Below are 23,538 nucleotides of genomic sequence, written 5' to 3'. Positions count from 1 at the left end.
ATCCATTAAAAAAGGCCGCCCCGGCAAGAGGCGGCCTTTTTTGTCAGGTTGGCGGATCAGGCCCGTTTCGGGGCGGAGTTGATCACTTCGTCATCCACATAATCGGTGAACTGCTCGAAATTTTCGATAAAGCGGTTCACCAGATCCTTTGCCTTGGCGTCATAGGCGTCCTTGTCCGCCCATGTATTGCGCGGGTTCAGGATATCGGTTGGAACCCCGTCGCAGGATTTCGGGATGGCAAGGCCGAAGAACGGATCCTTTTCCGTCTCCACAGTGGCCAGTGACCCGTCCAGGGCGGCATTGAGAAGCGCCCGGGTATGGGCGATCGGCATGCGATGGCCGGTGCCATACACGCCGCCGGTCCAGCCGGTGTTGACCAGCCAGCAATTGACGCCGTGGCGGGCGATCTTGTCCCCCAGCAGCTTGGCGTAAACGGATGGGTGGCGCGGCATGAACGGGGCGCCGAAACAGGTCGAGAAGGTTGCCTGCGGTTCGTTGCCAAGACCCTTTTCCGTACCGGCCAGCTTGGCGGTATAGCCGGACAGGAAGTGATACATGGCCTGTTCCGGGGTCAGTTTCGAGATGGGAGGAAGCACCCCGAACGCATCGGCGGTCAGCATGATGACGTTTTTCGGGTTGCCGGCAATGCCGGTATCGCTGGCATTGGGGATGAAATGGATCGGGTAGGAGGCGCGGGTATTTTCCGTATGCCGGTTGTCATCCAGATCCAGCCGTCCCTTGTGATCCATGACCACATTTTCCAGCACGGTGCCGAAGCGTTCCGTGGTGGCATAGATTTCCGGCTCTGCCTCGCGGGACAGGCGGATCACCTTGGCGTAGCAGCCGCCCTCGAAGTTGAACACACCATCATCGGACCAGCCATGCTCGTCATCGCCGATCAGCATCCGGCTGGCATCGGCGGACAGGGTGGTTTTCCCCGTGCCGGACAGCCCGAAGAAGATGGCGCTGTCCCCGGCCTCGCTCACATTGACCGAACAGTGCATGGGCAGGATGCTCTTTTCAGGCAGCAGGTAGTTGAGGATCGAGAAGACAGACTTCTTGATTTCCCCGGCATAGGATGTGCCGCCGATGATGACCAGTTTCTTGGAGAAGTCCGCAAGAACAAACACCTCGGAGCGGGTGCCGTCCACGGCCGGGTCGGCCTGATAGGAGGGGACCTGAAGCACCGTGAATTCCGGCTCGAACGTGTCCAGTTCGCTGTCATCGGGCTGGATGAACATGTTGCGGGCGAACAGGTTGTGCCAGGCGCATTCCGTGATGATGCGCACCGGCAGGCGGGTGCCGGAATCCGCCCCGGCATAACAATCCTGAACAAAAACATCCCGACCCTTCAGATGGTCGATCATTTTCTTGTGGAGGCCTTCAAAATGAGCCTGCTCCAGCGGCTTGTTGACCTTTCCCCACCAGATATTGTCCTGACTGGACGGTTCCTGAACAATGAATTTGTCGTTGGCGGAACGGCCCGTATGCTGGCCTGTCAGGGCGACAAGGGCGCCATGCTCCGACAGGTTGGCTTCGCCCCGCTGGATGGCTTGTTCATACAAGGCCGAGGCAGGCATGTTCCAGTATACTTTTCCGACCTGCTCCAACCCCTGGTTGTCCAGCCCATAAGAACTCTTGTGAGGTCCTATTTCTTCCACAGTGACTCTCCGAAAATTATGATGTTTTGTGTTGTTTCTGGTTTATGGGTCAAGGATAGGGTGCGCCCTATCCCGGTGCAACACAGGAGGGCCTGAAAGGGGCAAAAAACGGCACTTTTTTAAGGGTTTTTTCGGGTTGGTTTCGGCTTGTCTTTGTATTGTAATATACCGAAAATAGAATTCGTAATTTTATTCTAATGTGTTGCGGAGCGGGCCGTGAGGCGAAGAACCCCCGATCCCGTTCCGCGATCATATTTATGATACTTATTCGGGTGACTCTGACGCGGGAGGGGGGCGGCGGTCCTTGCGCCGGTCCGGCAGGTTGATCAGCACAACCCCGAAGACAGCAATCATCAACCCGGTGCCGATGACAAGGGTCAGGGTTTCCCCAAGCAGGGTAACCCCCAGAATGACGCTGACGCCTGCCCGAAGATAGGCCTGACTGGCCACGCCGACCGGGCCAAGGGTTCGGATCAGCCGGTAATAGACCAGCATGGCGACCCCCGTATTGAGAACACCAAGGCAGACGGCGCTGAGGACCGGCAGGGCGGTGTACTCCAGTGTCCACGGTCGGTCGATGACAAGGGACAACGGGACCAGCGTGACCAGCCCCCAAAGAGAGGTGATGGCCGCGGTCATGGTGGGGGAAAGATGGATGAAGCGCTGGCCATAAAGGGCTGCCGCGCCGTACAGCACCGCAGCGGACAGGATGGCGATCTGGGCCAGAACCTGCTCCCCCAGTCCGGCCAGGGCGTCAAGGCCGATGATCAGCACCACCCCGGCAAGCCCGAGAAAGGCCCCGGCGATTTTCCGGCCGCCCAGCCGTACCTGCCGCATGAACAGCAGGGTGATCAGGCAGACAAAGATGGGTGAGGTGGAATTGAGCACGCCCGCCAGACCGGTATCCACGAACTGTTGTCCCCAGGCCAGCAGAAACCACGCCCCGAAACTGTTGAGAAACCCCTGAATATAGAGGGCGCCCCAGATCTTGCCGCGGGGCGGCAGGGACAGGCGCTGATAGGATGCGATGGCAAACAGGAACAGGGTGGCGATGCTGACCCGGATGGCGATCAGGGTGACCGGCGGAATTTCTTGAAGGCTGATCTTCATGAGCATGAAGGACGAGCCCCACAGCAGGGCCAGCAGACACAGGAACATCAGTTCGGTCGGCAGGTGAACGGGGCGGTTCTGGGTGAGGGAGGAAGTCACGGGGGCCTCGGTTGTTATGGTTGTTCTGGTGGGCCTGACAGGTCCGGATCAGGGTGATTTGACCGGAAAGCCGGTTTTCAGGAAAGCCTTTATTTGTGATTTTCGGGCGGAACGACTTGTGAAACCTTGTATATGTCACCTTCCCGCCATATTTCGGACAAATGCAAGATGGTAATTAAACCGGAAAGTTCGTAGAATACAGGTGTGGGCTGAAAGGGGCAACTGGTGGCAACAAAAGTAGCGTTGGTCGATGACGACCTGAATATCCTGACGACGGTTTCCATTCTTCTGGAGTCCGAAGGGTTCACCGTGACCAAGTATTCCGATGGGGAAGTGGCCCTCAAGGAACTGATCGACAATCCGCCGGATCTGGCGGTACTGGATATCAAGATGCCGCGCATGGATGGGATGGAACTTCTCAACCGGTTGCGGCGCCAGTCCAACCTGCCGGTGATCTTCCTGACCTCCAAGGATGACGAGATTGACGAGTTTCTCGGACTCAAGATGGGGGCGGATGACTATATCCGCAAACCTTTCTCGCAGCGTCTTCTGGTGGAACGGATCAGGACTGTCCTGCGCCGCAACAGTGCCCGCACCAACGGTGTCGAGGAACAGGACGAGGAAGTGCTGGTGCGCGGCAAGCTGAAACTGGACAGTGTGCGTCACGCCTGTTTCTGGGACGAGCAGGAAGTGACCCTGACCGTGACCGAATTCATGCTGCTGCACGCCCTTGCAAATCGACCCGGCCATGTAAAAAGCCGTGACCAGTTGATGGATGCGGCCTATGATGACAACATCTATGTGGATGACCGGACGATCGACAGTCATATCAAGCGGCTTCGCAAGAAACTGAAGGCCGTGGATCCTGAATTTTCTGCTATCGAAACGCTGTATGGTGTCGGATATCGTTTCAAGGATAAATAAGGGCAGAGATGACGCAGAACGGGGACCCTGAGCAGTCGGGGAAGGCTCAGGACCTGAGCCGGGACAAGCCGGCGGTTAAAAAGACACGACGGAAGTTGCGGGATGGCGGGGAGAAGCCCAAATCCCGACGCTGGGAGCCGTTCTCCTCCCTGAGCCGGCGTATTCTGGCCCTCAATCTTTTTTCACTGGTGTTTCTGGCCGGGGGTATCCTGTATCTGGACCAGTTCCGCACCGGCCTGATCGAGGCGCGAGTGCAGGCCCTGACCACCAATGGCCGCATGATTGCCGAGGCGCTGGGGGAAAGCGCCCTGCGCGAGGTTTCCCTGACCGGCCAGATCGGCCACCTGACTCTTGAAACCCGAACCATCCGGCAGGTTCTACGGCGACTGGCCGTGGTGACCAAGACCCCGGCGCGTTTGTATAACCGGGATGGCCGTCTGATTGCCGACAGCCGGCTTCTGATCTCGGCGGGCCGGGAAATCATTTTTGAGGACCTGCCTCCACCGGATGAGACCCGGGGTGTGGAAAAAATTCTCGGCGATTTCTATGACTTTATCGCCAGCCTGATCCCCGATACCCGCGATTATCCCCTGTATCCCGGCAACAGTGCCGTGTCCGCCAAGGAATTTTATGAGGTTGAAGGAGCCCTGCGCGGTGAGATCGGGTCGGTCATCCGGCAGACGCGAGACGGGACCCTGATGCTGACCGTGGCGGTGCCGGTTCAGGGCTTCAAGCATATTCTGGGCGGCCTGATGCTGGTGGAAAGCGGTCAGGCCATCGATGATGCGGTGAAGGCGGCGCAGGTAACCACCCTGATCGTGTTTACGGTAACCGTCATGATCACGCTGCTTTTGTCGCTGTATCTGGCGCGCACCATTGCCACCCCCATTCACCGCCTGTCCGAAGCGGCCGACAAGGTTCGGCTGGGTCTTGGGCGGCGGGTGGACCTGCCCGACTTTTCGCGGCGCCGGGATGAAATCGGCGATCTGTCCGTCTCGTTTCGGAAAATGACGGCGGCCTTGTACGACCGGATGGACGCGGTCGAGGCCTTTGCCGCCGATGTGGCCCATGAACTGAAAAACCCGCTGACCTCCCTCGGGACGGCAATCGATACCTTCGAGCGGGTCAAGGATGAGGAAACCCGCAAAAAGCTGGAGGCGGTGATTTCCAGTGACGTGAAGCGGCTGGACCGGTTGATCACGGATATTTCTGCGGCCAGCCGTCTGGATGCGGAATTGTCCCGGACCGAGGGCGAGCCCGTGGAAATGGTCAAGCTGATTGACGGTGTGGTCGATATGTATCGCAACGGCAACAACAATGGCGTGACGGTCAGTTTCGAGACCACCCATAACGAAATTGTTGTTCAGGGGGCACCGGGCCGTCTTGGACAGGTTCTCAGAAACCTGATCGACAACGCCCTTTCCTTCTCGCCGCAAGGGGGCACCGTTCAGGTTCGCCTGACCGAGCATGAGGGCAATGGCGATGGCAACTGGGTGCAGGTGGATGTGGAAGACCAGGGACCGGGTATCCCGGAAAACAAGCTGGAGGCCATCTTCAACCGGTTTTATACGGAACGGCCCCAATCCGAAGGCTTTGGACGCCATTCCGGGCTGGGTCTCAGTATCTCACGGCTGATTGTGGATGCCCATGGCGGCACCCTGTCCGCGTCCAACAGAATGAGCCCGGACGGCGGGATCATTGGCGCCAAATTCACCATGCGGATGTGGAAGTAACGGCCCTATATCAATAGGGAAAGGAGAACCGGTCTCTCGGCCGGGATGCTGATTGACAGGACGGTTCAGGACCGGCAGGGTATCGGCATGATTATTCTTCATGCAACGGCTGTGGCGATTGAGGGCAGGGCCATCCTGCTGCGCGGGCCGTCCGGTGCCGGAAAGTCCGACATTGCCCTGCAATTGCTGGACGGGGGCGCCACCCTGATTGCCGATGATTATGTGGAACTGCATGGCAAGGACGGACAGGTTCTGGCCCGCCCACCGGCGAAAATTGCGGGCCTGATGGAAATTCGCGGAATCGGTCTGGTGCAGGTTCCCCATGTGAGCGATATTCCGGTTGCCTTTGCGGTCAATCTGGCCGACAAGTCCATGATCGAGCGTCTCCCCGAGCAGCGGGCCCGCCTTCATATTGATGATATTCCGGTTCCCCTTGTGGAAATGGACGGGCAGGCCCCGTCAACACCGGCGCGAATTCGTTTCCTTCTGACACAGGACTGGCAGAGTATGGATGGTAGCGATGACAGTTGAGCATATGTCCAAAAAGAATTCCCCCTCCGGCACGGAGCCCCCGCAAGACGTGCCTCGCAATGAAATGGTTGTGGTGAGCGGGTTGTCCGGCGCGGGCAGCACCTCGACCCTGAAACAGTTTGAGGATCTGGGCTGGGAGGTGGCCGACAATATCCCGCTGTCCCTGTTACCGCGTCTGTTGACCGAGTTTGACGGCGAGGGCCGGCAGAATGTGGCGGTCGGAGTTGATCTTCGGACGCGGGGCTTTTCCGCCAAGGAACTGATCGCCCTGATGGAGGAAATGCGGAACAACACCGAAAGCCGGATCAGCCTGTTGTATCTGGATTGTGATGAAGCGGTTCTCATGCGCCGCTTCACGGAAACCCGGCGGCGGCATCCGCTTGCCAATGACCGGCCGCTTGCCGACGGCATCCGGGCCGAGCAACAGCTTCTGTCCGGTCTCAAGGAATATGCCGATATTCTGGTGGATACCAGCCTTCTGTCCCTGCCGGAATTGCGTAGTCTTTTGATCGACCGGTTCAGTCTGGCCGATCATCCGGCCATGACCACCACCATCACGTCCTTTTCCTTCAAGAAGGGGGTGCCGCGAGAGGCGGACCTTGTCTTTGATGTGCGGTTTCTGCGCAATCCCCATTATGACGACGCCCTGCGACCCCTGACCGGTCAGGATGCGGGGGTGGCCCGTTTTGTGAAGGCCGATCCGGCCTATGATGCCTTTGTCCGGCAGCTTGAGGACATGCTGCTTTTGCTGCTGCCCCGCTATCTGGCAGAGGGTAAATCCTATCTGACAGTGGCCATTGGTTGCACGGGCGGGCGACACCGTTCTGTCTGTGTCGCTGAAAATATACATGACCAAATGAAAAGAACCGGCTATTTTACCCGTCTTGTTCACCGGGATGTTGATAATCCTGTCCCGGCAGACAATGACAAGTCCGCCGGGACGCCCTGAATATGATGGTTCGAGAAGAGGGGTTCCGGGGTTGTTTGGACAACCGGTTGTGTGGGGGCAGATGGATGTCCCCGGATGAAGGTTGACCTGTTCATGTCACTGATGAGGCGTCCGATATGATTGGTATGGTACTGGTAACACATGGCCGGTTGGCAGAGGAATTTGTCGCGGCAACAGAGCATGTTGTCGGCCCGCAGGAACAGGTTCGGGCAATCTCGATCGGTCCCGATGATGACATGGAGCAGCGCCGTCAGGATATTCTCAATGCGGTGGATGAGGTGGAGACCGGTTCCGGCGTGATCCTGCTGACGGACATGTTTGGCGGTACCCCGTCCAATCTGGCCATCTCCATCATGGAAAAGGCCAATGTGGAGGTCATTGCAGGCATCAACCTGCCCATGCTGATCAAGCTGGCCAGCATGCGGGATGAGGGGATGCAGCAGGCCGTTTCCGCAGCCCAGGAATCCGGCCGGAAATATATCAATGTTGCGTCCCACCTGTTGTCGGACAAGTCCTGATCCCTGATCGGGACAGCACAGACAGGATACGGCACGCAGTATGACAATACATCCCCTTCAGAAAAATCTGACAATCCGGAACAAGCGGGGCCTGCATGCGCGGGCGGCGGCGAAATTCGTGAAATGCGTCGAAGCCTATGATGCCGAGGTGATTGTCACCAAGGATGACAATGCAGTGTCGGGCACGTCCATCATGGGGTTGATGATGCTGGCAGCGTCGCTGGGAACGTCCATCCAGATCGCCGCATCGGGGGTTCAGTCCGAACAGGTTGTTGACGCGCTGGAAACGCTGGTCGAGGGCAAGTTTGGCGAAGATCTGGACGATCCGGCCTGAGACCGGTTCAGGGGTCGGCGATCCTCGTTGGATTCTTCAATTGATTAAGATATAAAGATGTCTTTATATTGTCGTTGATAATTTGACAGGGCCTTGCTATACAGGCCGTCAAATTTGTGTCAGCGGGACCGCCCGTTGTCCTGACCGAGAACCGGAATCAACCCTTACGAACGGAAAAGAGTGTCCAATGACCACTGTTGAAGACTTCAAAGTCGCGGATATTTCCCTTGCTGACTGGGGCCGCAAGGAAATTGCCATTGCCGAAACCGAGATGCCGGGCCTGATGGCACTGCGCGAAGAATTCGGTGCTGCCAAGCCTTTGGCCGGTGCCCGGATTGCCGGTTGCCTGCACATGACAATCCAGACTGCGGTCCTGATCGAGACCCTGACAGCCCTTGGCGCGGAAGTCCGCTGGTCTTCCTGTAACATCTTTTCCACACAGGATCAGGCCGCCGCAGCCATGGCCGCCGCAGATATCCCGGTTTTCGCCTGGAAAGGCATGAACGAGGAAGAATTCTGGTGGTGCATCGAGCAGACCATCGAAGGGCCGAATGGCTGGCGTCCGAACCTCATTCTGGATGATGGCGGCGACCTGACCCAGATCATGCACGACAAGTATCCGGAATTCCTGAAGGACGTCAAAGGCCTGTCCGAGGAAACCACGACCGGTGTTCACCGCCTCTATGAAATGGCCAAGGCCGGAACCCTCAAGGTGCCTGCCATCAACGTCAATGACAGCGTGACCAAGTCCAAGTTCGACAACCTGTATGGGTGTCGGGAAAGCCTTGTGGACGGCATCAAGCGGGCCACCGACGTGATGCTGGCCGGTAAGGTTGCCGTTGTTGCCGGTTACGGTGACGTTGGCAAGGGGTCTGCTGCGTCCCTGCGCGGTCAGGGTGCCCGTGTTCTGGTCACGGAAATTGACCCGATCTGTGCCCTGCAGGCCGCCATGGAAGGCTATGAGGTTGTCACCATGGAAGACGCCGCGCCGCAGGGTGATGTGTTCGTCACCACCACCGGCAACGTAGACGTGATCACCATCGACCACATGCGGGCCATGAAGGACCGGGCCATTGTCTCCAACATCGGGCATTTCGACTCTGAAATCCAGATCAACGCCCTTCGCAACCTGACATGGCACAACGTCAAGCCGCAGGTGGACGAAGTTGAGTTCCCGGATGGCAAGCGGATCATCGTTCTGGCCGAAGGCCGTCTGGTCAACCTCGGCTGTGCCACGGGTCACCCGAGCTTTGTCATGAGCGCCTCCTTCACCAACCAGGTTCTGGCTCAGATCGAGCTTTGGGAACGGGCCGAGCAGTATGGCAACGACGTTTACGTCCTGCCCAAGCATCTGGACGAGAAGGTCGCCAGCCTGCATCTGGAAAAACTGGGCGTCAAGCTGACCCAGCTCACCGACAAGCAGTCCGAATATATCAATGTTCCGAAGCAGGGGCCGTTCAAGCCTGAGCATTACCGCTACTAAGGGCGGTCAGGCCGGCCTTCAGGGGCGGGTCTGGAGAGAATTCAGAAGGGCTGGCAAGAAATTGCCGGCCCTTTTCTGTTTTAGAGGGGGCAGGCGGTTTCCCTTTTGGCCCGAAACCGGGTTTCGGGGATAATCAATTGACCCTGTTGCGCTTTCCCGGATACTTCTGGAACAACCCCCCGCGAACGGCTACACTGGCCGTCTGTAACGCACGGGGTTTCTGGGCGAAACCGGTTTGGATATAGGGTTTCAGGACAGGCGAGTAATTTATGGGGACCGATTATTCTTCAGCAGAATTCAGTGTGATCTGGCTGACCGTTCTGGTGGTCATTGGGCTGGCCATGGCGCTCTATGTGATGCGGCGCAAGGCCCTGTCCCTGTTGACCCTGAACGATCATCTGGCAGACCGTATCCGTCTTCTTGAAGAGGAGGCGGGCCTTGCCGCCGGGGAAAAAGACGCGTTGGGGCGGGAGGTTCTGGGCCTGAAATCCACGGTGGCCGATGTGAAGGCGGAACGGGATGATTTTATCGATCTGCTCAATGCCTCGCCCTTCGCCATCTGGCGCCGGGACCAGCAGTCGCGGATCATCTGGCATAACCGCAAATATGAAGAGATTGTCGGCCCGCCTGACGGGATGGGGGATGTGGACGAGCTTGCCTCCAGCCGCGAGCCGGAGCAGGCCCGCAAACTGGCCGCCAAGGCGCGGGTATCGCAGATGCCGCAGACGGAAAAGCGCCGGTTCGTTGTGGGCGGGGACCTTCGCAATTTCCTGATCTATGAAATTCCGCTGGAATTTGAAAACCAGTTGGCGGGCTTTGCCGAGGATATCAGCCGCGAGGAAGGCATGGTCGCGGAAATGAAGTCCCATGTGGAAGGCCATGCCAATGTTCTCCAGAACATGACCACCGCCGTGGCCATTTACGGGCCGGATCAGACCCTGATCTTTTTCAACCAGACCTATGCGGACCTGTGGCGTATGGACGAGGCTTTTCTGTTGGAGAAGCCCACGATCATGCAGGTGATCGACAAGCAGCGGGAATTGCGCCGCCTTCCGGAGCAGGCCGATTTCTCGGCCTACAAGGCGAAACGGAAGGCCCTGTTCACCAACCTGATCGAGACCCAGGAAGAACTGGTTCAACTGCCTGATGAGACCATGCTCCGGACGGTGATTGCCCCCCATTCGTTTGGCGGGCTTTTGTTCATGTTTGAGGATGTGACCGACAAGATGGTTCTGGAGCGGGCCCGCAACACCCAGATCGCCGTACAGCGCGCCACGCTGGATAATCTCCATGAAGGGGTGGCCGTTTTCGGGGCGGATGCCCGCCTCAAGCTGTTTAATTCCAATTTCAGGGATATTTGGGGTTTTTCTCCTGAATTCCTGCAGGAAAACCTGCATATTTCCGCCATTGTGGATGAGATGTTCCGGCTTGGCACGCTGGAGGAGGCCGACGGTTTCCGCGAAGACAATATTGCCAATGTGACCCGGCGCGACCCGGATAGCGGCCGACTTGAACAGCCCGGCGGCCGGGTGATTGATTTCAACCGGGTTCCCCTGCCGGACGGAAATGTGCTGTTCACCTATGTGGATGTAACCGATGCGCTCAGTATCCAGCGGGTGCTGACCGAACGCAACGAGGCGCTGGAAGCGGCCGACCGCATGAAGTCGGAATTTGTGGCCAGCGTCAGCCATGAATTGCGCACACCGCTCAACACCATTATCGGCTTTGGTGAAATTCTGGTGAAGCAGTTCTTCGGGCCGCTGAACGACAAGCAGAAGGAATATGGCAAGGGAATTCTCGACAGTTCCAACCACCTGCTGCACCTGATCAACGATATTCTGGATATGGCCAATATTCAGGCGGGCAGTCTGGAACTGGACAAGGAACCGGTGGAAATCCATTCCATGCTGGCCAATGTGGTGACCATGATCCATGACCGGGCCCGCAAGCGCCGCCTGTCCCTTGATTTCGAGGTGTCCAGCGACCTTGGCTGGGCCAATCTGGATGAACGGCGGATGAAACAGGCCATTTTCAATCTGTTCAGCAATGCCATCAAATTCACCCCGCCGGGTGGCCATATTGCCCTGAAGGCGGAAAAGACAGCGGATGAAATCATCATTCAGGTGACCGATACAGGCGTCGGCATTCCTGACCGCATGCAGGTCGAGATTTTCGAGCGGTTCTCGAAAGGGGATACCACACGGGAAAATGCCGGGGCCGGACTGGGCCTGTCCCTGGTCAAGAGCTTTGTCGAGATGCATGGGGGCCGTGTGGACTTGCAATCCGCGGAGAATAAGGGGACAACAGTGACCTGCCACCTTCCGGCCGAGCTGTGTATTGAAAGCCTTCCTGCATGACCCCCATGGATCAGATTGTTTCCCTTGACGCCAACAGCCTTGATGAGACCGACGCCATCGCCGCCCGCCTTGGCGCATTGCTGCAACCGGCCGATATCATCACCCTGTCCGGGACGCTGGGCGCCGGAAAGACCGCGTTCGCCCGGTCCCTGATCCGGTCCCTGACCACCCCCGGCACCGAGGTTCCCAGCCCCACCTTTAACCTGTTGCTGACCTATGATTGTGCGGATCGGGACCTGACGATCTATCATTACGACCTGTATCGCCTTGAGGACCCGGAAGAGGTGTTCGAACTGGATATCGAGGATGCCTTTGATATGGGGCTGTCCCTGATTGAATGGGCTGACCGGATGGGGCCGTTCCTGCCCGAGGAAAGACTGGATATCACCCTTGAAATTTGCGGAGACGCGGCAGGGAACGGTACCCGCCGCCGGATTGTCTTTTCCGGCGGGCCGGACTGGGCCGACCGTTTGCAACCACTGATGAAGGACAGGACGTGAAGGACGCAGGACCGTTTCTTGAAAAATCCGGGTGGGGGGATGCCCACCGGGCGCCGCTTGCGGGGGATGCTTCGGCCCGGCGGTATGACCGTCTGATCGGTCGGGACGGATCGGCGATCCTGATGATGGACCCGTCTTCGGAAACTGTGGAAAAGTTTCTGGCTGTCACAAAAATCCTTGAGGACCGGGGCTATAGTGTGCCGCGGATCATGGAACAGGATGCAGCGGATGGTTTTGTGTTGATGGAGGATTTCGGGGATGCCCTTTTCGCGTCCCTGCTGGCCGGGGGCGCGGACGAGCCTGAATTATACCGGCTGGCGGTCGATTTCCTGATTGATCTTGGGCAACAGCCGGTGCCGGAGGGCTTGCCCCGTTTTACGTCTGATTATGTGCTGGACCAGAACGGGATGTTTCTGGACTGGTTCGCGGCAGTGCAGGCCGAACTGACCCTGTCCACTGAGGCCCGTGATTTTTATCAGCAGATCTGGACGGAACTTCTGTCATCGCTGGAACAGGAGCCGGGTGTGATCCTGCTTCGGGATTTCCATGCCGAGAATGTTTTCCATCTTGAGGGGCGGCCCGGCCTTCGGGCCTTGGGGCTGATTGACTATCAGGATGCCATGGTCGGTCCGGCGGCCTATGATCTTGTATCGCTGTTTCAGGATGCCCGGCGGGACGTTCCGGAGACGCTGGAACAGGATATGGTTGCCCGCTACATGGAGGCGACCGGCGCGGAGCCGGAGGCGTTCCTGCGCAGCTACGCGCTGCTTGGCGCGCATCGGGCGTTGCGGATACTGGGGATTTTCGTGCGGTTGATCCGGCAACAGGGTAAACCGAAATACGAAGCCTTTATGCCGCGCATGAAGGGTTATTTGTGGCGAAATCTGGCGCATCCCGATCTGGTTGCGCTGCGGCACTGGCTGGACGTCACACTGGGAGAGACGTTGAAATGAGTTCTGGAAGCGGGAAAATCGACAAGGCCATGATTTTGGCGGCGGGTCTTGGCAGCCGGTTGCGGCCCCTGACCGATACGGTTCCCAAACCCATGGTGCCGGTGGCGGGCCGTCCGCTCATTGATTACGCATTCGATCTGGTTCGCGGGGCCGGGATTGGGTCTGTGGTCGTCAATGTCCATCATCTGGCAGAGCAGGTGGAGCGGCATGTCCAGACCATCACAGACCTTGAGGTTACCCTGTCCGATGAGCGGGGCGCCCTGTTGGAGACGGGCGGCGGTGTTCGGAAAGTCCTGCCCTGTTTCGAGGGGCGGCCCTTTGCCGTTCTCAATTCGGATGTGATCATTCGGGATGGCCGGAACGGATCGCTGAAACAACTGATGGACCGGTGGGACCCGGACCAAATGGATGCCCTGCTGCTGATGCAGGCAACGGTGACCCTTGGCGATTATACAGGGCTTGGGGATTTTGAGATGGACGGCCTTGGCCGGTTGACACGGCGGGAAGAGCGGACCGTGACACCGTTCATGTTTGCCGGGGTCCAGATTTTGACGCCGGACCTGTTTGAAGGCATCACCGAGGAAGCGTTCTCTCTCAACCGAATTTATGACAAGGCGGCGGAAAACGGACGGCTGTATGGCCTGACACATTCCGGGCAGTGGTTGCATGTGGGCACCCCTGATGCCGTCGAACAGGCCAACCGGATTATTGCAGGATCGTGACCAGTCAATCGCCGCACCCCCGCCCCAATGTTCTGAATATCCCACCGGATATTTCCTTTGTGGATTGTCTGGCCCGGTATCTGCTGGACCAGTACGGAGACGATCTGAACGCGTTCGGGCAGGTGACCATCCTGACCACCACACGCCGCGCCGCACGGGCATTGCAAAATGCGTTTCTCAGGGAAACCAAGGGAAAGCCGCTTCTGCTGCCCCGCATGCGGCCGCTGGGCGATGTGGACGAGGATGACCTGATCCTGGGCGGCGATGCGGCCCTGCCCGGGGACAGCCCGGACATGCTGGGACTGCCCCCGGCCATCGGCAGCTTGCGCCGGCAGTTGCTGCTTAGCCGGTTGATCCAGCAGCGCGACCCGGATGGTCTGGACCTGTCGCAATGTGCCGGTCTGGCCCGTGAACTGGCCCGCCTGTTGGATCAGGTTCACACGGAAAGCCTTGATTTTGCCGACCTGAAAGATCTGGTCCCCGATGAATATGCCGCTCATTGGCAGAAAACGCTGGAATTCCTGACGGTGATCAGTGATGTCTGGCCGACCCTGATGGAGGCGGAAGGCAGTCTTGATCCGGCCAAACGGCGGGACCTTCTGATCCGCGCACAGGTGGAGGCGTGGCAGAAGGAGCCGCCCACCCATCCGGTTTATGCGGTGGGATCGACCGGGTCCATCCCGTCAACGGCGGAGTTGCTGTCCCTTGTGTCGCGGTTGCCGCAGGGCTGCGTCATCCTGCCGGGGCTGGACCGGTATCTGGACGATGACAGTTGGGAGCATGTGAAGCGGGAGCCGGGCCATCCGCAATATGGCCTGTCGCGCCTGCTGGACCGCATGGGGATCAGCCGGGACGAGGTTGGGGATATCATCCGCGAGACGGCACGAAGCTGTCCGCCGTCGCGTCCGGCTTTCCTGTCAAACGCCATGCGTCCCGCCGAAACCACGGACCAGTGGCAGCAGGCCGGCCCGCTGGAGGCAGAGGCGTTTGACGGTGTGGAACTGATGACCTGCCCCGGTCCGCAGGCCGAGGCGCTGGTGATTGCCCTTCTGATGCGGGAAACACTGGAAAGCCCCCGCAAGACAGCCGTTCTGATCACCCCGGACCGGGATTTGTCGCGCCGGGTCAGTGCGGAACTGAAACGCTGGGATATCGAGGTGGACGACAGTGCGGGCAGCAGTCTGGACCAGTCGCCGCCGGGGGTTTTCCTGCGGCTGACCGCCAAGATGATGGCCAGCGAGGCCGATCCGGTGCAACTGTTGGCCATGTTGAAGCATCCCTACGCCACCATGGGGCTGGAGCGCAGCGCGGTCCGGCGGTTTGTCCGCCTGCTGGAAATCCGGGCCTTGCGCGGGCCGCGCCCGGCACCGGGGCTGGATGGCATTCGGGCGGTTCTGGACAACCGCGCCACCAGAAAGACATTGCCCGAAGGGCTGATGGAATGGTTCGACCAGATGTCTGAACTGGCCCGTGAATTTGAAACCCTGTCCCGCCAGCCGGATGTGGATTTCAGGACCTTCCTGATTGCCCATATCCGGTTTGCGGAACGCCTGTCGCAGCGCCACGGTGAGGAACAACCCCACCTGTGGCAGGGGCATTTCGGCGAGGCGGCGGCCAGTTTTGTGTCCGACCTGTTGCAGGCGGCGGATGTGATGGAAGGGATCAATCCAAAAAGCTGGCCCGAACTTCTGGACAATCTGATGAGCGGACAGATGGTCCGTGCCCGGTACGGGATGCATCCCCGGCTGCAGATTTGGGGACCGATTGAGGGCCGCCTGCAGCGCGCCGATCTGGTGATTATGGGGGGCCTCAACGATGGCATCTGGCCACCAGAGGCCGCCAGTGACCCGTGGATGAGCCGGCCCATGCGCAAGGATTTCCACCTGCCGGTCCCGGAAAAGAAAATCGGTTTGTCTGCCCATGACTTTCAGCAGGCCTTTTGTGCGAAACAGGTGGTCCTGACCCGCTCGGAAAAGGTGGACGGGACGCCGATGGTGCCAAGCCGCTGGCTGCTGCGGATCGAAACATTATTGAAGAAGTTCGGGACCGGTCTGGAGACACCGGTAGGGGCGCCCTATGTGCAGTGGCAGGCCCGGCTGGATCAACCGGCAGCTTATCAGCCCGTGGCCGCGCCCCGGCCAACCCCGCCGGTCTCGGCCCGGCCCCGGCGGCTGTCGGTAACCCGCATCGAGAAATGGATGAAGGACCCCTATTCCATTTTCGCCAGCAGCATTCTGGAACTGAACCCGCTGGATGCCATTGGGGAAAATCCGGGCGCAGCGGACAAGGGAACCATCATCCACAAGGCGCTGGAGGATTTCATCCGCGCCTATCCCGATACCCTGCCCGCAGATGCGGTGGATCGCCTGCTGGAGTTCGGCCGGGAGGCCTTTGCCGACCTTCTGGCCTTTCCGGCGGTATGGGGGTTCTGGTGGCCCCGGTTTGAGCGGATCGCCGACTGGTTTGTGGCATTCGAGCAGGAGCGCAGAAGCCGGTTCAAGCCTGCGGTGCTGGAACAGAAGGGCACCATGCGTCTTGCCGCGCCCTATGCGGATTTTGTTCTGTCCGGAACGGCGGACAGGATCGATCGCAGCCCACTGGGTGAATTATCCATTCTGGATTACAAGACCGGCTATCCCCCATCCGTGAAGGAAGTGGATACGGGCATCGCCCCGCAGTTGGCCCTTGAGGCGGCCATGATCAAGGCCGGGGCCTTTTCGGATGTCCCGCCCGGTGAGGTTACGGAACTTGCCTATATCCGTCTGAGCGGCGGCAGCCCGGCCGGGGAATTCCGGCAGGCCAGCAAAAAGAAGTCGGCGGAAGAGCTGTCGGTGGAGGCGCTGGACGGATTGAACCGGTTGATTGCCCAGTTCGATCGGGAGGCAACCCCCTATCTGACCCGCCCCCGGCCCGATTTTGTGGACCGGTTCAATGATTATGAACATCTGGCACGGATCCGGGAATGGTCCAGTGGAGACGGCGATGACGGTTAATCTCTCTCCTCGCGCTGAACAGGGGATTGCCCTGCAACAACGGGCCGCTGATCCGGTGCGCTCTGTCTGGGTGGCGGCTTCTGCCGGGTCCGGGAAAACGCGGGTTCTGGTGGACCGGACCCTGCGCCTGATGCTGGCCGGAACACGGCCGGAACGCATTTTGTGTATTACCTTCACCAAGGCTGCGGCGGCGGAAATGGCCAACCGCCTGAATACAACATTGGGCACATGGTCGGTCATGGATGACGCGGCCCTTGCCGGCGCCTTGCAGAACCTGATGGGGCGGCCTGCAACGGACAGTGAAACCGGGATTGCCCGGCGGCTGTTCGCCCATGTTCTGGATGCCCCCGGCGGTTTGAAAATCCAGACCATCCATTCCTTCTGCGAATCCGTTCTGGGCCGCTTCCCGATTGAGGCGGCGGTGTCCCCGAATTTCGAGGTCATGGATGAACGAACCGCCAGCGAGATTATGGAACAGGTCCGGGATATGGTGCTTCGCACCAGTCAGGCGGCGGGCAAGGATGTCTTGCGCCAAGCCCTGACCGTGATCAGCGGCGAGGTGAATGAGCAGGACTTTTCCAGCCTGATGCAGGGCCTGAGCAGCCGCCGGGGCCGGTTGCGCCGCCTGATGATGGGGGCTGGCGGTCTGGACGGGGCACTGGCAGTTCTGGCGGAAAAAATCGGGATTGATCCGGCTGTGAGCGAGGAAGACATCTTGCGCACCGCCTGTGATGAGGACACCTTCGATGGCCCGCGCCTGCGCGAGGCCCTGTCGGTTCTGCTGGAAGGATCGGCCAATGATCGCAAGGCGGCCGCAAGGATGGAGGACTGGCTGCGCCTGCCGGAACGCCGGGCGGACCTGTTCGAACTGTATCAAACCGCCTTTTTCACCACGACCGGGGCCGTTCGGTCGCCAAAAACGCTGGCGACGGCCAAGACAGTGGCCAAGATGCCGGATATCATTGATGTCATGTTGGCCGAGGCGGAGCGGCTTTTGCAGGTGCAGGAGCGGCGGAACCGGGTGCGGGTCTACCGGAGCACGGCGGCGCTGATCACCCTTGGGCGGGAGTTGATCGAGGGTTACGAGACGGAAAAACGCCGCCTTGGCAAGCTGGACTATGACGATTTGATCCTGAAAACCCGGGATCTGCTGACCGCGGCAACGGTGGCGCCGTGGGTGATGTTCAAGCTGGACGGCGGGATCGACCATATCCTTGTGGACGAGGCGCAGGATACAAGCCCGGAACAATGGGAAGTGGTGGGCGCACTGGCCGAGGAGTTTTTCGCTGGTGAGGGGGCTGGCCCTGACAGCCGCACCATTTTTGTGGTGGGGGATGAAAAACAGTCGATCTATTCCTTTCAGGGGGCAGACCCGGCGGCGTTTGACAAGATGCGCCGATATTTCGAGGAAAAGGCCCGTTTTGCCGGAAAACCGTGGGAAATTGTTCCGCTGGACCTGTCTTTCCGGTCAACGCAAGCGGTTCTGGGGCTGGTGGATGATGTGTTTCAGCCCGTCTCGGCCCGGACCGGCCTGACCGCCGGGGCGGACGAGATCAGCCACTTCATTTTCCGCGAGGGGCAGGCCGGTTTCACGGAAATCTGGCCAACCGTAAAGCATCCGGCGCAGGAAGAAAGCGACCCCTGGGACGTGCCGGAGGATCAGGAACTCAACGCCAAGCCCGATGCCCAACTGGCGCAGAATATTGCGGTTCAGATTGGCACCTGGCTGAAAGACGGTGAGCGGCTGGGATCGACGGGGCGGAAAATCCGGCCCAAAGACATCATGATTCTGGTCCAAAGCCGGAACAGTTTCTTCCTGTCCATGGTGCGGGCGCTGAAACAGGCGGGTATTCCTGTGGCCGGGGCGGACCGTATGGTCCTGACCGAACAGTTGGCGGTTCTGGACCTGATGGCGCTGGCCCGGTTTGCCCTGTTGCCCGAGGATGACCTCAACCTTGCGGTGGTCCTGAAGGGGCCGTTTGTCGGCTGCGATGACAACCAGTTGTTTGATCTGGCCTATCAGCGGGACGGGTCCCTGTGGCGGGCGCTGCGGGAAAATCGGCCCGGTCTTGCCCTCTTTTCCGAGGCCGAGGCTTTCTTGAACGGATTGCTAAGACAGGCCGACTTTGTCCCGGTTTACGAGTTTTTCGCCGATATTCTGGGCCGTTGCCGGGGGCGGGAGAAAATCCTTGGCCGCCTTGGCGAGGAAGCGGCCGAACCGATTGACGAGTTTCTGTCGCTGGCCCTTGGCTATCAGCGGGGCGAGGCCACCTCGTTGCAGGCGTTCCTGCATTGGGTCGAGGCGGGCGCCGCCGAGGTCAAGCGTGACATGGAACAGGGCCGGGATGAGGTGCGTGTCCTGACCGTGCACGGATCGAAGGGCCTGCAGGCACCGATCGTGTTCCTGCCCGATACCTGTCAATCCAGCCGGTCGTCTTCCAACACGTCGATTTTCTGGACCGAGGACGAGATGGCGGTTCCCCTGTGGCCGGTGCGGACAGCCCATGACGATGCCCTGTCGGCCGCCGCCCGCGAGCGGGTGCGGGACCGACAGGCGGAAGAGAAAAAGCGCCTGCTTTATGTGGCCCTGACCCGCGCCGAGGATCGCTTGTATATCTGCGGGTGGGAGGGCAAGCAACGGCGCGCCAGCGGGTGCTGGTACGACCTGATTGATGACGCCTTCAGCGCCGATTATGCCGACACGGTGGACGAAATCGCCTTGCCGTGGGGCGATGTGGCGCGCCGCCGCAGCTTTGGCATTCCAAAAGAACCGGACGAGGAGACAGATGGACAGGGGCCGGAGGGCGAGGCCGTTCCCGTCCCCGATTGGGTTCGCCGTCCCCCGGCGGCAGAGCCGTTCCCACCGGAACCCCTGACCCCCTCGCGGGAGGAAGAGGAGCCAGCGGTTCGCTCACCCCTTGGGCAGGATGATGGCCGCCGCTTCCACCGCGGTATTCTGATCCACCGCTTGCTGGAAAGCCTGCCCTCTGTTGCGGTTCAGGATCGGGAACAGGTGGCCCGTACGTGGCTGGCCCGGCCTGCCCACAATCTGGACGCGGCGGCACAGGCCCAGATTCTGTCTGAAACACTGGCCGTTCTGGAGCATCCCGAATTTGCCGGGATATTCGGCCCGGAGGGGATGGCCGAGGTGCCGCTGACAGGTCTGCTGGGTAGCCAGATCATGTCCGGCCAGATTGATCGCCTGCTGATCCGCGAGAAAGACATCCTGATTGTCGACTACAAGACCAACCGGCCATCGCCGACCCGGGTCGAGGATGTGCCGTCTGTCTATCTGCGGCAAATGAATATTTACCGCCGGGCCCTGATGGGAATGTACCCGGACAAGGCGGTGAAATGTGCGCTTTTATGGACGGATGGGCCGCATTTGATGATCCTGCCGGAAGACTGATGTGGTTACCGTCACTTGACGGATTTACCATCCATACGTAATTATTAGCCATATACCCAATTTAATGACGGGCATCGATCTGAAGGCGCTGCCCTATTTTTGCCAGACGCGAGGACATAATGGCCACAACAAACGTGACGGATACTTCTTTCGAGCAGGACGTGCTGAAAAGTGACGGGCTGGTGCTGGTGGACTTCTGGGCTGAATGGTGCGGCCCGTGTAAATCCATTGCCCCCTCTCTGGAAGAAATCTCCAATGAAATGGCCGGTGAACTGACGGTTGCCAAGATCAATATCGACGAAAACCCGAACACACCGACCAAATATGGCGTTCGCGGTATTCCGACCCTGATGCTGTTCAAGAACGGCGAGGTTGCTGGCACCAAGGTGGGCGCCTCCCCGAAAGGACAGATCGAGGAGTGGATCAAATCCATCGACTGATGGACCACCTGATCGAAAGGAAGCGGGTCTGACAGGCCCGCTTTTTTTATGAAAAAATCCCGTATGCGCGGGGACCGAGAGACCGAGAGGAAGGGACAGGGAACAGGATGAAAATACAGGCAGGCAATGTATCGCTGGAAGTGGATCTGCGCGGCAATCCGTCTGACCCGGCTGTGGTCCTGATCGCGGGGCTGGGGTTTCAGTTGATCGACTGGCCGGACAGTTTCGCGGACCGGTTGGCGGCGGCGGGATATTATGTGATCCGTTTTGACAACCGGGATATCGGCCTGTCTGAAAAACTGGAAGGGCTGGCGGTGCCCGTTCTGGAAACCCTGATGGAGGACCGGGCCAGCGGTTTGGCACCGGAAGTGCCCTACGGTCTGGAGGATATGGCCGGGGACGTGGTGGCCCTGCTGGATGCCCTGTCGATCGAGAAGGCCCATATGGTCGGCATGTCCATGGGCGGCATGATCGCCCAGATCACGGCGGCTCTTGCCGGGCACCGGGTGTCCAGCCTGACCAGCATCATGTCTTCTACCAGCGAGGCGGGCCTGCCCGGCCCCAAGCCCGAGGTGATGGGGATATTGGCCTCGGCCCCGACCACGGATGACGAGGATGAGATCGTGGCCTTTGGCCTGACCGTCAATGACGCCATCGGCAGTCCCGGTTTCCGCTGGGACCGGGCGGCGCTGGAAGATCATATTCGGGCCTGTGTCCGGCGCAGCTATTGCCCGACCGGCTATATGCGCCAGTATGGGGCGGTGCTGGCCGCTCCCGGTCGGCGGGCGCTGCTGTCAAAAATTGCCGTTCCCGGTCTGGTTATTCACGGGGCGGATGATCCGTTGGTCCCGTCGGATTGTGGCCGGGATACAGCGGATCATATTCCGGGGGCCCGCTTTGAACTGGTGCCCGGTATGGGGCACGACCTGTCCCCGGTCTTGTGTGACCGGCTGGCGGACCTGATCCTGCCCCACCTGAAAGGCTAGGGCCGGGACAGCAATGAGGCCGGGCCTAGCGGAAGGCCGGTTCGTCGAAACTGCGCAGTTTACGGGAATGCAGGCTTTCAACGCCATTTTCCCGCAGGCTGCGAAGGGTGTCGATGCCGATCCGCAAATGCTTGGCCGTTCTGTCCTGATAGAACTTGTTGGCCATGCCGGGTAACTTGATTTCCCCGTGCAGCGGCTTGTCCGAGACACACAGCAAGGTGCCGTAGGGAACCCGGAAACGGAACCCGTTGGCGGCAATGGTGGCGGATTCCATGTCGATGGCGATGGCCTTTGTCTGGTTGAAGCGCATGGCCAGTTCCTTGTGCCGCAACTCCCAGTCCCGATCATCGGTGGTATAGACCGTTCCGGTGCGGAAATGTTCTTTCAGGTAGGTGCTTTCCAGATCCTCACGGGCGGAAATGGCCACCTGTTCGGTCAGGGCCACCTGTATTTCGGCGATGGCCGGCAGCGGGACCGAGGGGTGGATATCCTCGTCCAGCACATGGTCGGCCCGGACATAGGCGTGGGCCAGCACATAATCACCCAGCCGCTGGGTCCGGCGCAATCCGCCGCAATGCCCCACCATCAGCCAGCAATGGGGCCGAAGGACAGCAAGATGGTCGGTGATGGTCTTGGCGTTGGACGGTCCCACACCGATATTGACCAGCGTAATGCCTTCATGCTGATCCCGGACCAGATGATAGGCGGGCATCTGGGGCAGGTGCCGGGGGGCTTCCCCAAAGGCTGGCTGATCGGTCAGCCGCGGATTGGGGGTATAGACATTGCCCGGTTCCACAAAGGCGCGATATTCATCGCCTTCCAGAACCTGCTTTTTGCCGTATTCGATAAATTCATCCACATAGCGCTGATAATTGGTGAACAGGACAAAGCGCTGGAAATGGTGGGGCTGTGTGCCCGTATAGTGGGACAGCCGCAGCAGGGAATAATCGACCCGTTCCGCCGAGAACAGGGACAGGGGCATGGGGCCATCCGCCGGGGGTTCATAGGTGCCGTTGGCGATATTGTCGTGAATGATCGACAGGTCCGGCATGTGGAAAATGGATTGCAGGGCCCGGACATCCTCGTCCGAGACACTGGCCGAGGCCTTTTCGATCACAAAGGGCAGCGGCATGGGGGTGTCGCTGGTCCCGACCAGAACCGGACGGTTGTGGTTTTTCAGGATCAACTGAATTTGTTCACGGTAATAGCTTTTGAACAGCTTGGGATTGGTGAGCGTGGTGCCGAAGGAGCCCGCCGTATGCAGGTTCCCGTATGAGCGTGTCCCGCTCTGCTTGATGTCGGAGGCCTCAATGTCCAGCCCCAGATAGGGGTAATATCCCGGATCAGCCGGGGACGTCTTGTCGCCGTTTTCAAAGGCGTGAAAGCGCTGCTTGACCTTGTTCGCGTTTTCTTCGTAGAGGGCCTCGATTGCGGCGAGCGCGGCATCCGGTTCGGTGAATTCCTGCAAGTTGGAGACGTTTCCATGATTGCCGGGTACAGTTTTCAAGAATTCACTCATTCTTTTTTATCCTTTCTTGTGGCGATCCCTATGACCGCCGGTTTCCATCTCTCTTTTCAAAGTCATTTCTATTTAGCACTGAATTGTTACATCTCAATATCAAAAGCTGAAAATAAACCGGTCTTTTTGGGCCTTGGGCTGTGTCCAAAATTTCTTTTGTTAGAGTTTGATTAAGAAATATCTGCCAGTAATTTGCTGTCGAAGTATGAGGGGTCATCTTTGGTATTGGTGTGAGTTGGAGTAGAGATATGATCCAGATTGCTACCCCCCGAATGTCCGTTGAGACGACGCGTTGCGTCGCTGTGAAGGCCGCTGCT

The 23,538-nt window shown here is 59.3% G+C and carries 18 protein-coding genes; 15 read left to right on the top strand and 3 right to left on the bottom strand.

The genetic code is table 11. The features are described from left to right. Nucleotides 1-56: 56 nt before the first annotated feature. Together FQB27_RS00510 and FQB27_RS00505 are read right to left on the bottom strand one after the other, a co-directional pair. Nucleotides 57-1,661 carry a phosphoenolpyruvate carboxykinase gene (locus FQB27_RS00510; protein ID WP_169558921.1) on the bottom strand — a complete coding sequence of 535 codons (1,605 nt, stop codon included), beginning with the start codon at nucleotides 1,659-1,661 and terminating at the stop codon, nucleotides 57-59. 264 nt (nucleotides 1,662-1,925) lie between these two features. Further along, nucleotides 1,926-2,870, bottom strand: coding sequence for a DMT family transporter (locus FQB27_RS00505; protein ID WP_206374134.1), 945 nt, complete (start codon nucleotides 2,868-2,870; stop codon nucleotides 1,926-1,928). A gap of 225 nt (nucleotides 2,871-3,095) precedes the next feature. Between FQB27_RS00505 and FQB27_RS00500 the strand changes: the two genes are divergently transcribed. The 15 genes from FQB27_RS00500 to FQB27_RS00430 all read left to right on the top strand — a co-directional run bounded on the left by FQB27_RS00500 (nucleotide 3,096) and on the right by FQB27_RS00430 (nucleotide 21,702). Further along, entirely contained in the window at nucleotides 3,096-3,794 is a 699-nt protein-coding gene (locus tag FQB27_RS00500) for a response regulator transcription factor (protein WP_169558920.1), read from the top strand. 8 nt (nucleotides 3,795-3,802) lie between these two features. Beyond that, nucleotides 3,803-5,527 carry a sensor histidine kinase gene (locus tag FQB27_RS00495; RefSeq protein WP_169558919.1) on the top strand — a complete coding sequence of 575 codons (1,725 nt, stop codon included), beginning with the start codon at nucleotides 3,803-3,805 and terminating at the stop codon, nucleotides 5,525-5,527. Between the two features lie 45 nt (nucleotides 5,528-5,572). Then, complete coding sequence (locus tag FQB27_RS00490; RefSeq protein WP_206374132.1) at nucleotides 5,573-6,058, top strand: HPr kinase/phosphorylase; 486 nt, start codon at nucleotides 5,573-5,575, stop codon at nucleotides 6,056-6,058. Beyond that, entirely contained in the window at nucleotides 6,048-7,007 is a 960-nt protein-coding gene (gene rapZ, locus FQB27_RS00485) for an RNase adapter RapZ (protein WP_169558918.1), read from the top strand. Before FQB27_RS00490 ends, rapZ begins: the two co-directional genes overlap by 11 nt. 116 nt (nucleotides 7,008-7,123) lie before the next feature. Further along, nucleotides 7,124-7,525 carry a PTS sugar transporter subunit IIA gene (locus FQB27_RS00480; protein ID WP_169558917.1) on the top strand — a complete coding sequence of 134 codons (402 nt, stop codon included), beginning with the start codon at nucleotides 7,124-7,126 and terminating at the stop codon, nucleotides 7,523-7,525. Between the two features lie 40 nt (nucleotides 7,526-7,565). Next, a complete protein-coding gene (locus FQB27_RS00475) occupies nucleotides 7,566-7,859 on the top strand; it encodes an HPr family phosphocarrier protein (protein WP_169558916.1) in 294 nt (97 codons plus the stop codon). Nucleotides 7,860-8,046: 187 nt separating this feature from the next. Continuing rightward, on the top strand, nucleotides 8,047-9,342 hold the full coding sequence (gene ahcY, locus FQB27_RS00470; protein WP_169558915.1) for an adenosylhomocysteinase: 1,296 nt from the start codon (nucleotides 8,047-8,049) through the stop codon (nucleotides 9,340-9,342). A 269-nt stretch (nucleotides 9,343-9,611) separates the two neighbouring features. After that, nucleotides 9,612-11,699, top strand: coding sequence for a PAS domain-containing sensor histidine kinase (locus FQB27_RS00465; RefSeq protein WP_169558914.1), 2,088 nt, complete (start codon nucleotides 9,612-9,614; stop codon nucleotides 11,697-11,699). Continuing rightward, entirely contained in the window at nucleotides 11,696-12,199 is a 504-nt protein-coding gene (tsaE, locus tag FQB27_RS00460; protein WP_169558913.1) for a tRNA (adenosine(37)-N6)-threonylcarbamoyltransferase complex ATPase subunit type 1 TsaE, read from the top strand. Before FQB27_RS00465 ends, tsaE begins: the two co-directional genes overlap by 4 nt. Further along, the gene (locus FQB27_RS00455; RefSeq protein WP_169558912.1) at nucleotides 12,196-13,152 is read left to right on the top strand and encodes an aminoglycoside phosphotransferase family protein; all 957 of its coding nucleotides are present in this window, start codon (nucleotides 12,196-12,198) and stop codon (nucleotides 13,150-13,152) included. Before tsaE ends, FQB27_RS00455 begins: the two co-directional genes overlap by 4 nt. Then, entirely contained in the window at nucleotides 13,149-13,874 is a 726-nt protein-coding gene (locus tag FQB27_RS00450) for a nucleotidyltransferase family protein (RefSeq protein WP_169558911.1), read from the top strand. Before FQB27_RS00455 ends, FQB27_RS00450 begins: the two co-directional genes overlap by 4 nt. Beyond that, complete coding sequence (addB, locus tag FQB27_RS00445; protein WP_169558910.1) at nucleotides 13,871-16,867, top strand: double-strand break repair protein AddB; 2,997 nt, start codon at nucleotides 13,871-13,873, stop codon at nucleotides 16,865-16,867. The genes FQB27_RS00450 and addB overlap by 4 nt, the downstream gene beginning before the upstream one ends. Then, nucleotides 16,857-20,276, top strand: a complete 3,420-nt coding sequence (gene addA, locus FQB27_RS00440) for a double-strand break repair helicase AddA (RefSeq protein WP_169558909.1) — start codon at nucleotides 16,857-16,859, stop codon at nucleotides 20,274-20,276. The genes addB and addA overlap by 11 nt, the downstream gene beginning before the upstream one ends. 119 nt (nucleotides 20,277-20,395) lie before the next feature. Then, nucleotides 20,396-20,716: a thioredoxin TrxA gene (trxA, locus tag FQB27_RS00435; RefSeq protein ID WP_169558908.1), complete on the top strand. Its 321-nt coding sequence runs from the start codon at nucleotides 20,396-20,398 to the stop codon at nucleotides 20,714-20,716. 107 nt (nucleotides 20,717-20,823) lie between these two features. Then, entirely contained in the window at nucleotides 20,824-21,702 is an 879-nt protein-coding gene (locus FQB27_RS00430) for an alpha/beta fold hydrolase (RefSeq protein ID WP_169558907.1), read from the top strand. Between the two features lie 25 nt (nucleotides 21,703-21,727). Here the strand turns inward: FQB27_RS00430 and FQB27_RS00425 are convergent, their stop codons facing one another. After that, nucleotides 21,728-23,221 carry an AMP nucleosidase gene (locus tag FQB27_RS00425; protein ID WP_169558906.1) on the bottom strand — a complete coding sequence of 498 codons (1,494 nt, stop codon included), beginning with the start codon at nucleotides 23,219-23,221 and terminating at the stop codon, nucleotides 21,728-21,730. Nucleotides 23,222-23,538 lie beyond the last annotated feature (317 nt).

Origin of the sequence: Sneathiella chinensis (genome assembly GCF_012720115.1) — a bacterium.
Taxonomy (GTDB): domain Bacteria; phylum Pseudomonadota; class Alphaproteobacteria; order Sneathiellales; family Sneathiellaceae; genus Sneathiella; species Sneathiella chinensis.
This window is presented reverse-complemented; position numbering and strand designations above follow the sequence as displayed.

What these genes read in the sequence shown, in the direction of transcription:
- FQB27_RS00495 (WP_169558919.1), top strand. Translation starts at nt 3,803, where the DNA reads ATGACGCAGAACGGGGACCCTGAGCAGTCGGGGAAGGCTCAGGACCTG.
- FQB27_RS00490 (WP_206374132.1), top strand. Translation starts at nt 5,573, where the DNA reads ATGCTGATTGACAGGACGGTTCAGGACCGGCAGGGTATCGGCATGATT.
- rapZ (WP_169558918.1), top strand. Translation starts at nt 6,048, where the DNA reads ATGACAGTTGAGCATATGTCCAAAAAGAATTCCCCCTCCGGCACGGAG.
- FQB27_RS00480 (WP_169558917.1), top strand. Translation starts at nt 7,124, where the DNA reads ATGATTGGTATGGTACTGGTAACACATGGCCGGTTGGCAGAGGAATTT.
- FQB27_RS00475 (WP_169558916.1), top strand. Translation starts at nt 7,566, where the DNA reads ATGACAATACATCCCCTTCAGAAAAATCTGACAATCCGGAACAAGCGG.
- ahcY (WP_169558915.1), top strand. Translation starts at nt 8,047, where the DNA reads ATGACCACTGTTGAAGACTTCAAAGTCGCGGATATTTCCCTTGCTGAC.
- FQB27_RS00465 (WP_169558914.1), top strand. Translation starts at nt 9,612, where the DNA reads ATGGGGACCGATTATTCTTCAGCAGAATTCAGTGTGATCTGGCTGACC.
- tsaE (WP_169558913.1), top strand. Translation starts at nt 11,696, where the DNA reads ATGACCCCCATGGATCAGATTGTTTCCCTTGACGCCAACAGCCTTGAT.
- FQB27_RS00450 (WP_169558911.1), top strand. Translation starts at nt 13,149, where the DNA reads ATGAGTTCTGGAAGCGGGAAAATCGACAAGGCCATGATTTTGGCGGCG.
- addA (WP_169558909.1), top strand. Translation starts at nt 16,857, where the DNA reads ATGACGGTTAATCTCTCTCCTCGCGCTGAACAGGGGATTGCCCTGCAA.
- trxA (WP_169558908.1), top strand. Translation starts at nt 20,396, where the DNA reads ATGGCCACAACAAACGTGACGGATACTTCTTTCGAGCAGGACGTGCTG.
- FQB27_RS00430 (WP_169558907.1), top strand. Translation starts at nt 20,824, where the DNA reads ATGAAAATACAGGCAGGCAATGTATCGCTGGAAGTGGATCTGCGCGGC.
- FQB27_RS00425 (WP_169558906.1), bottom strand. Translation starts at nt 23,221, where the DNA reads ATGAGTGAATTCTTGAAAACTGTACCCGGCAATCATGGAAACGTCTCC.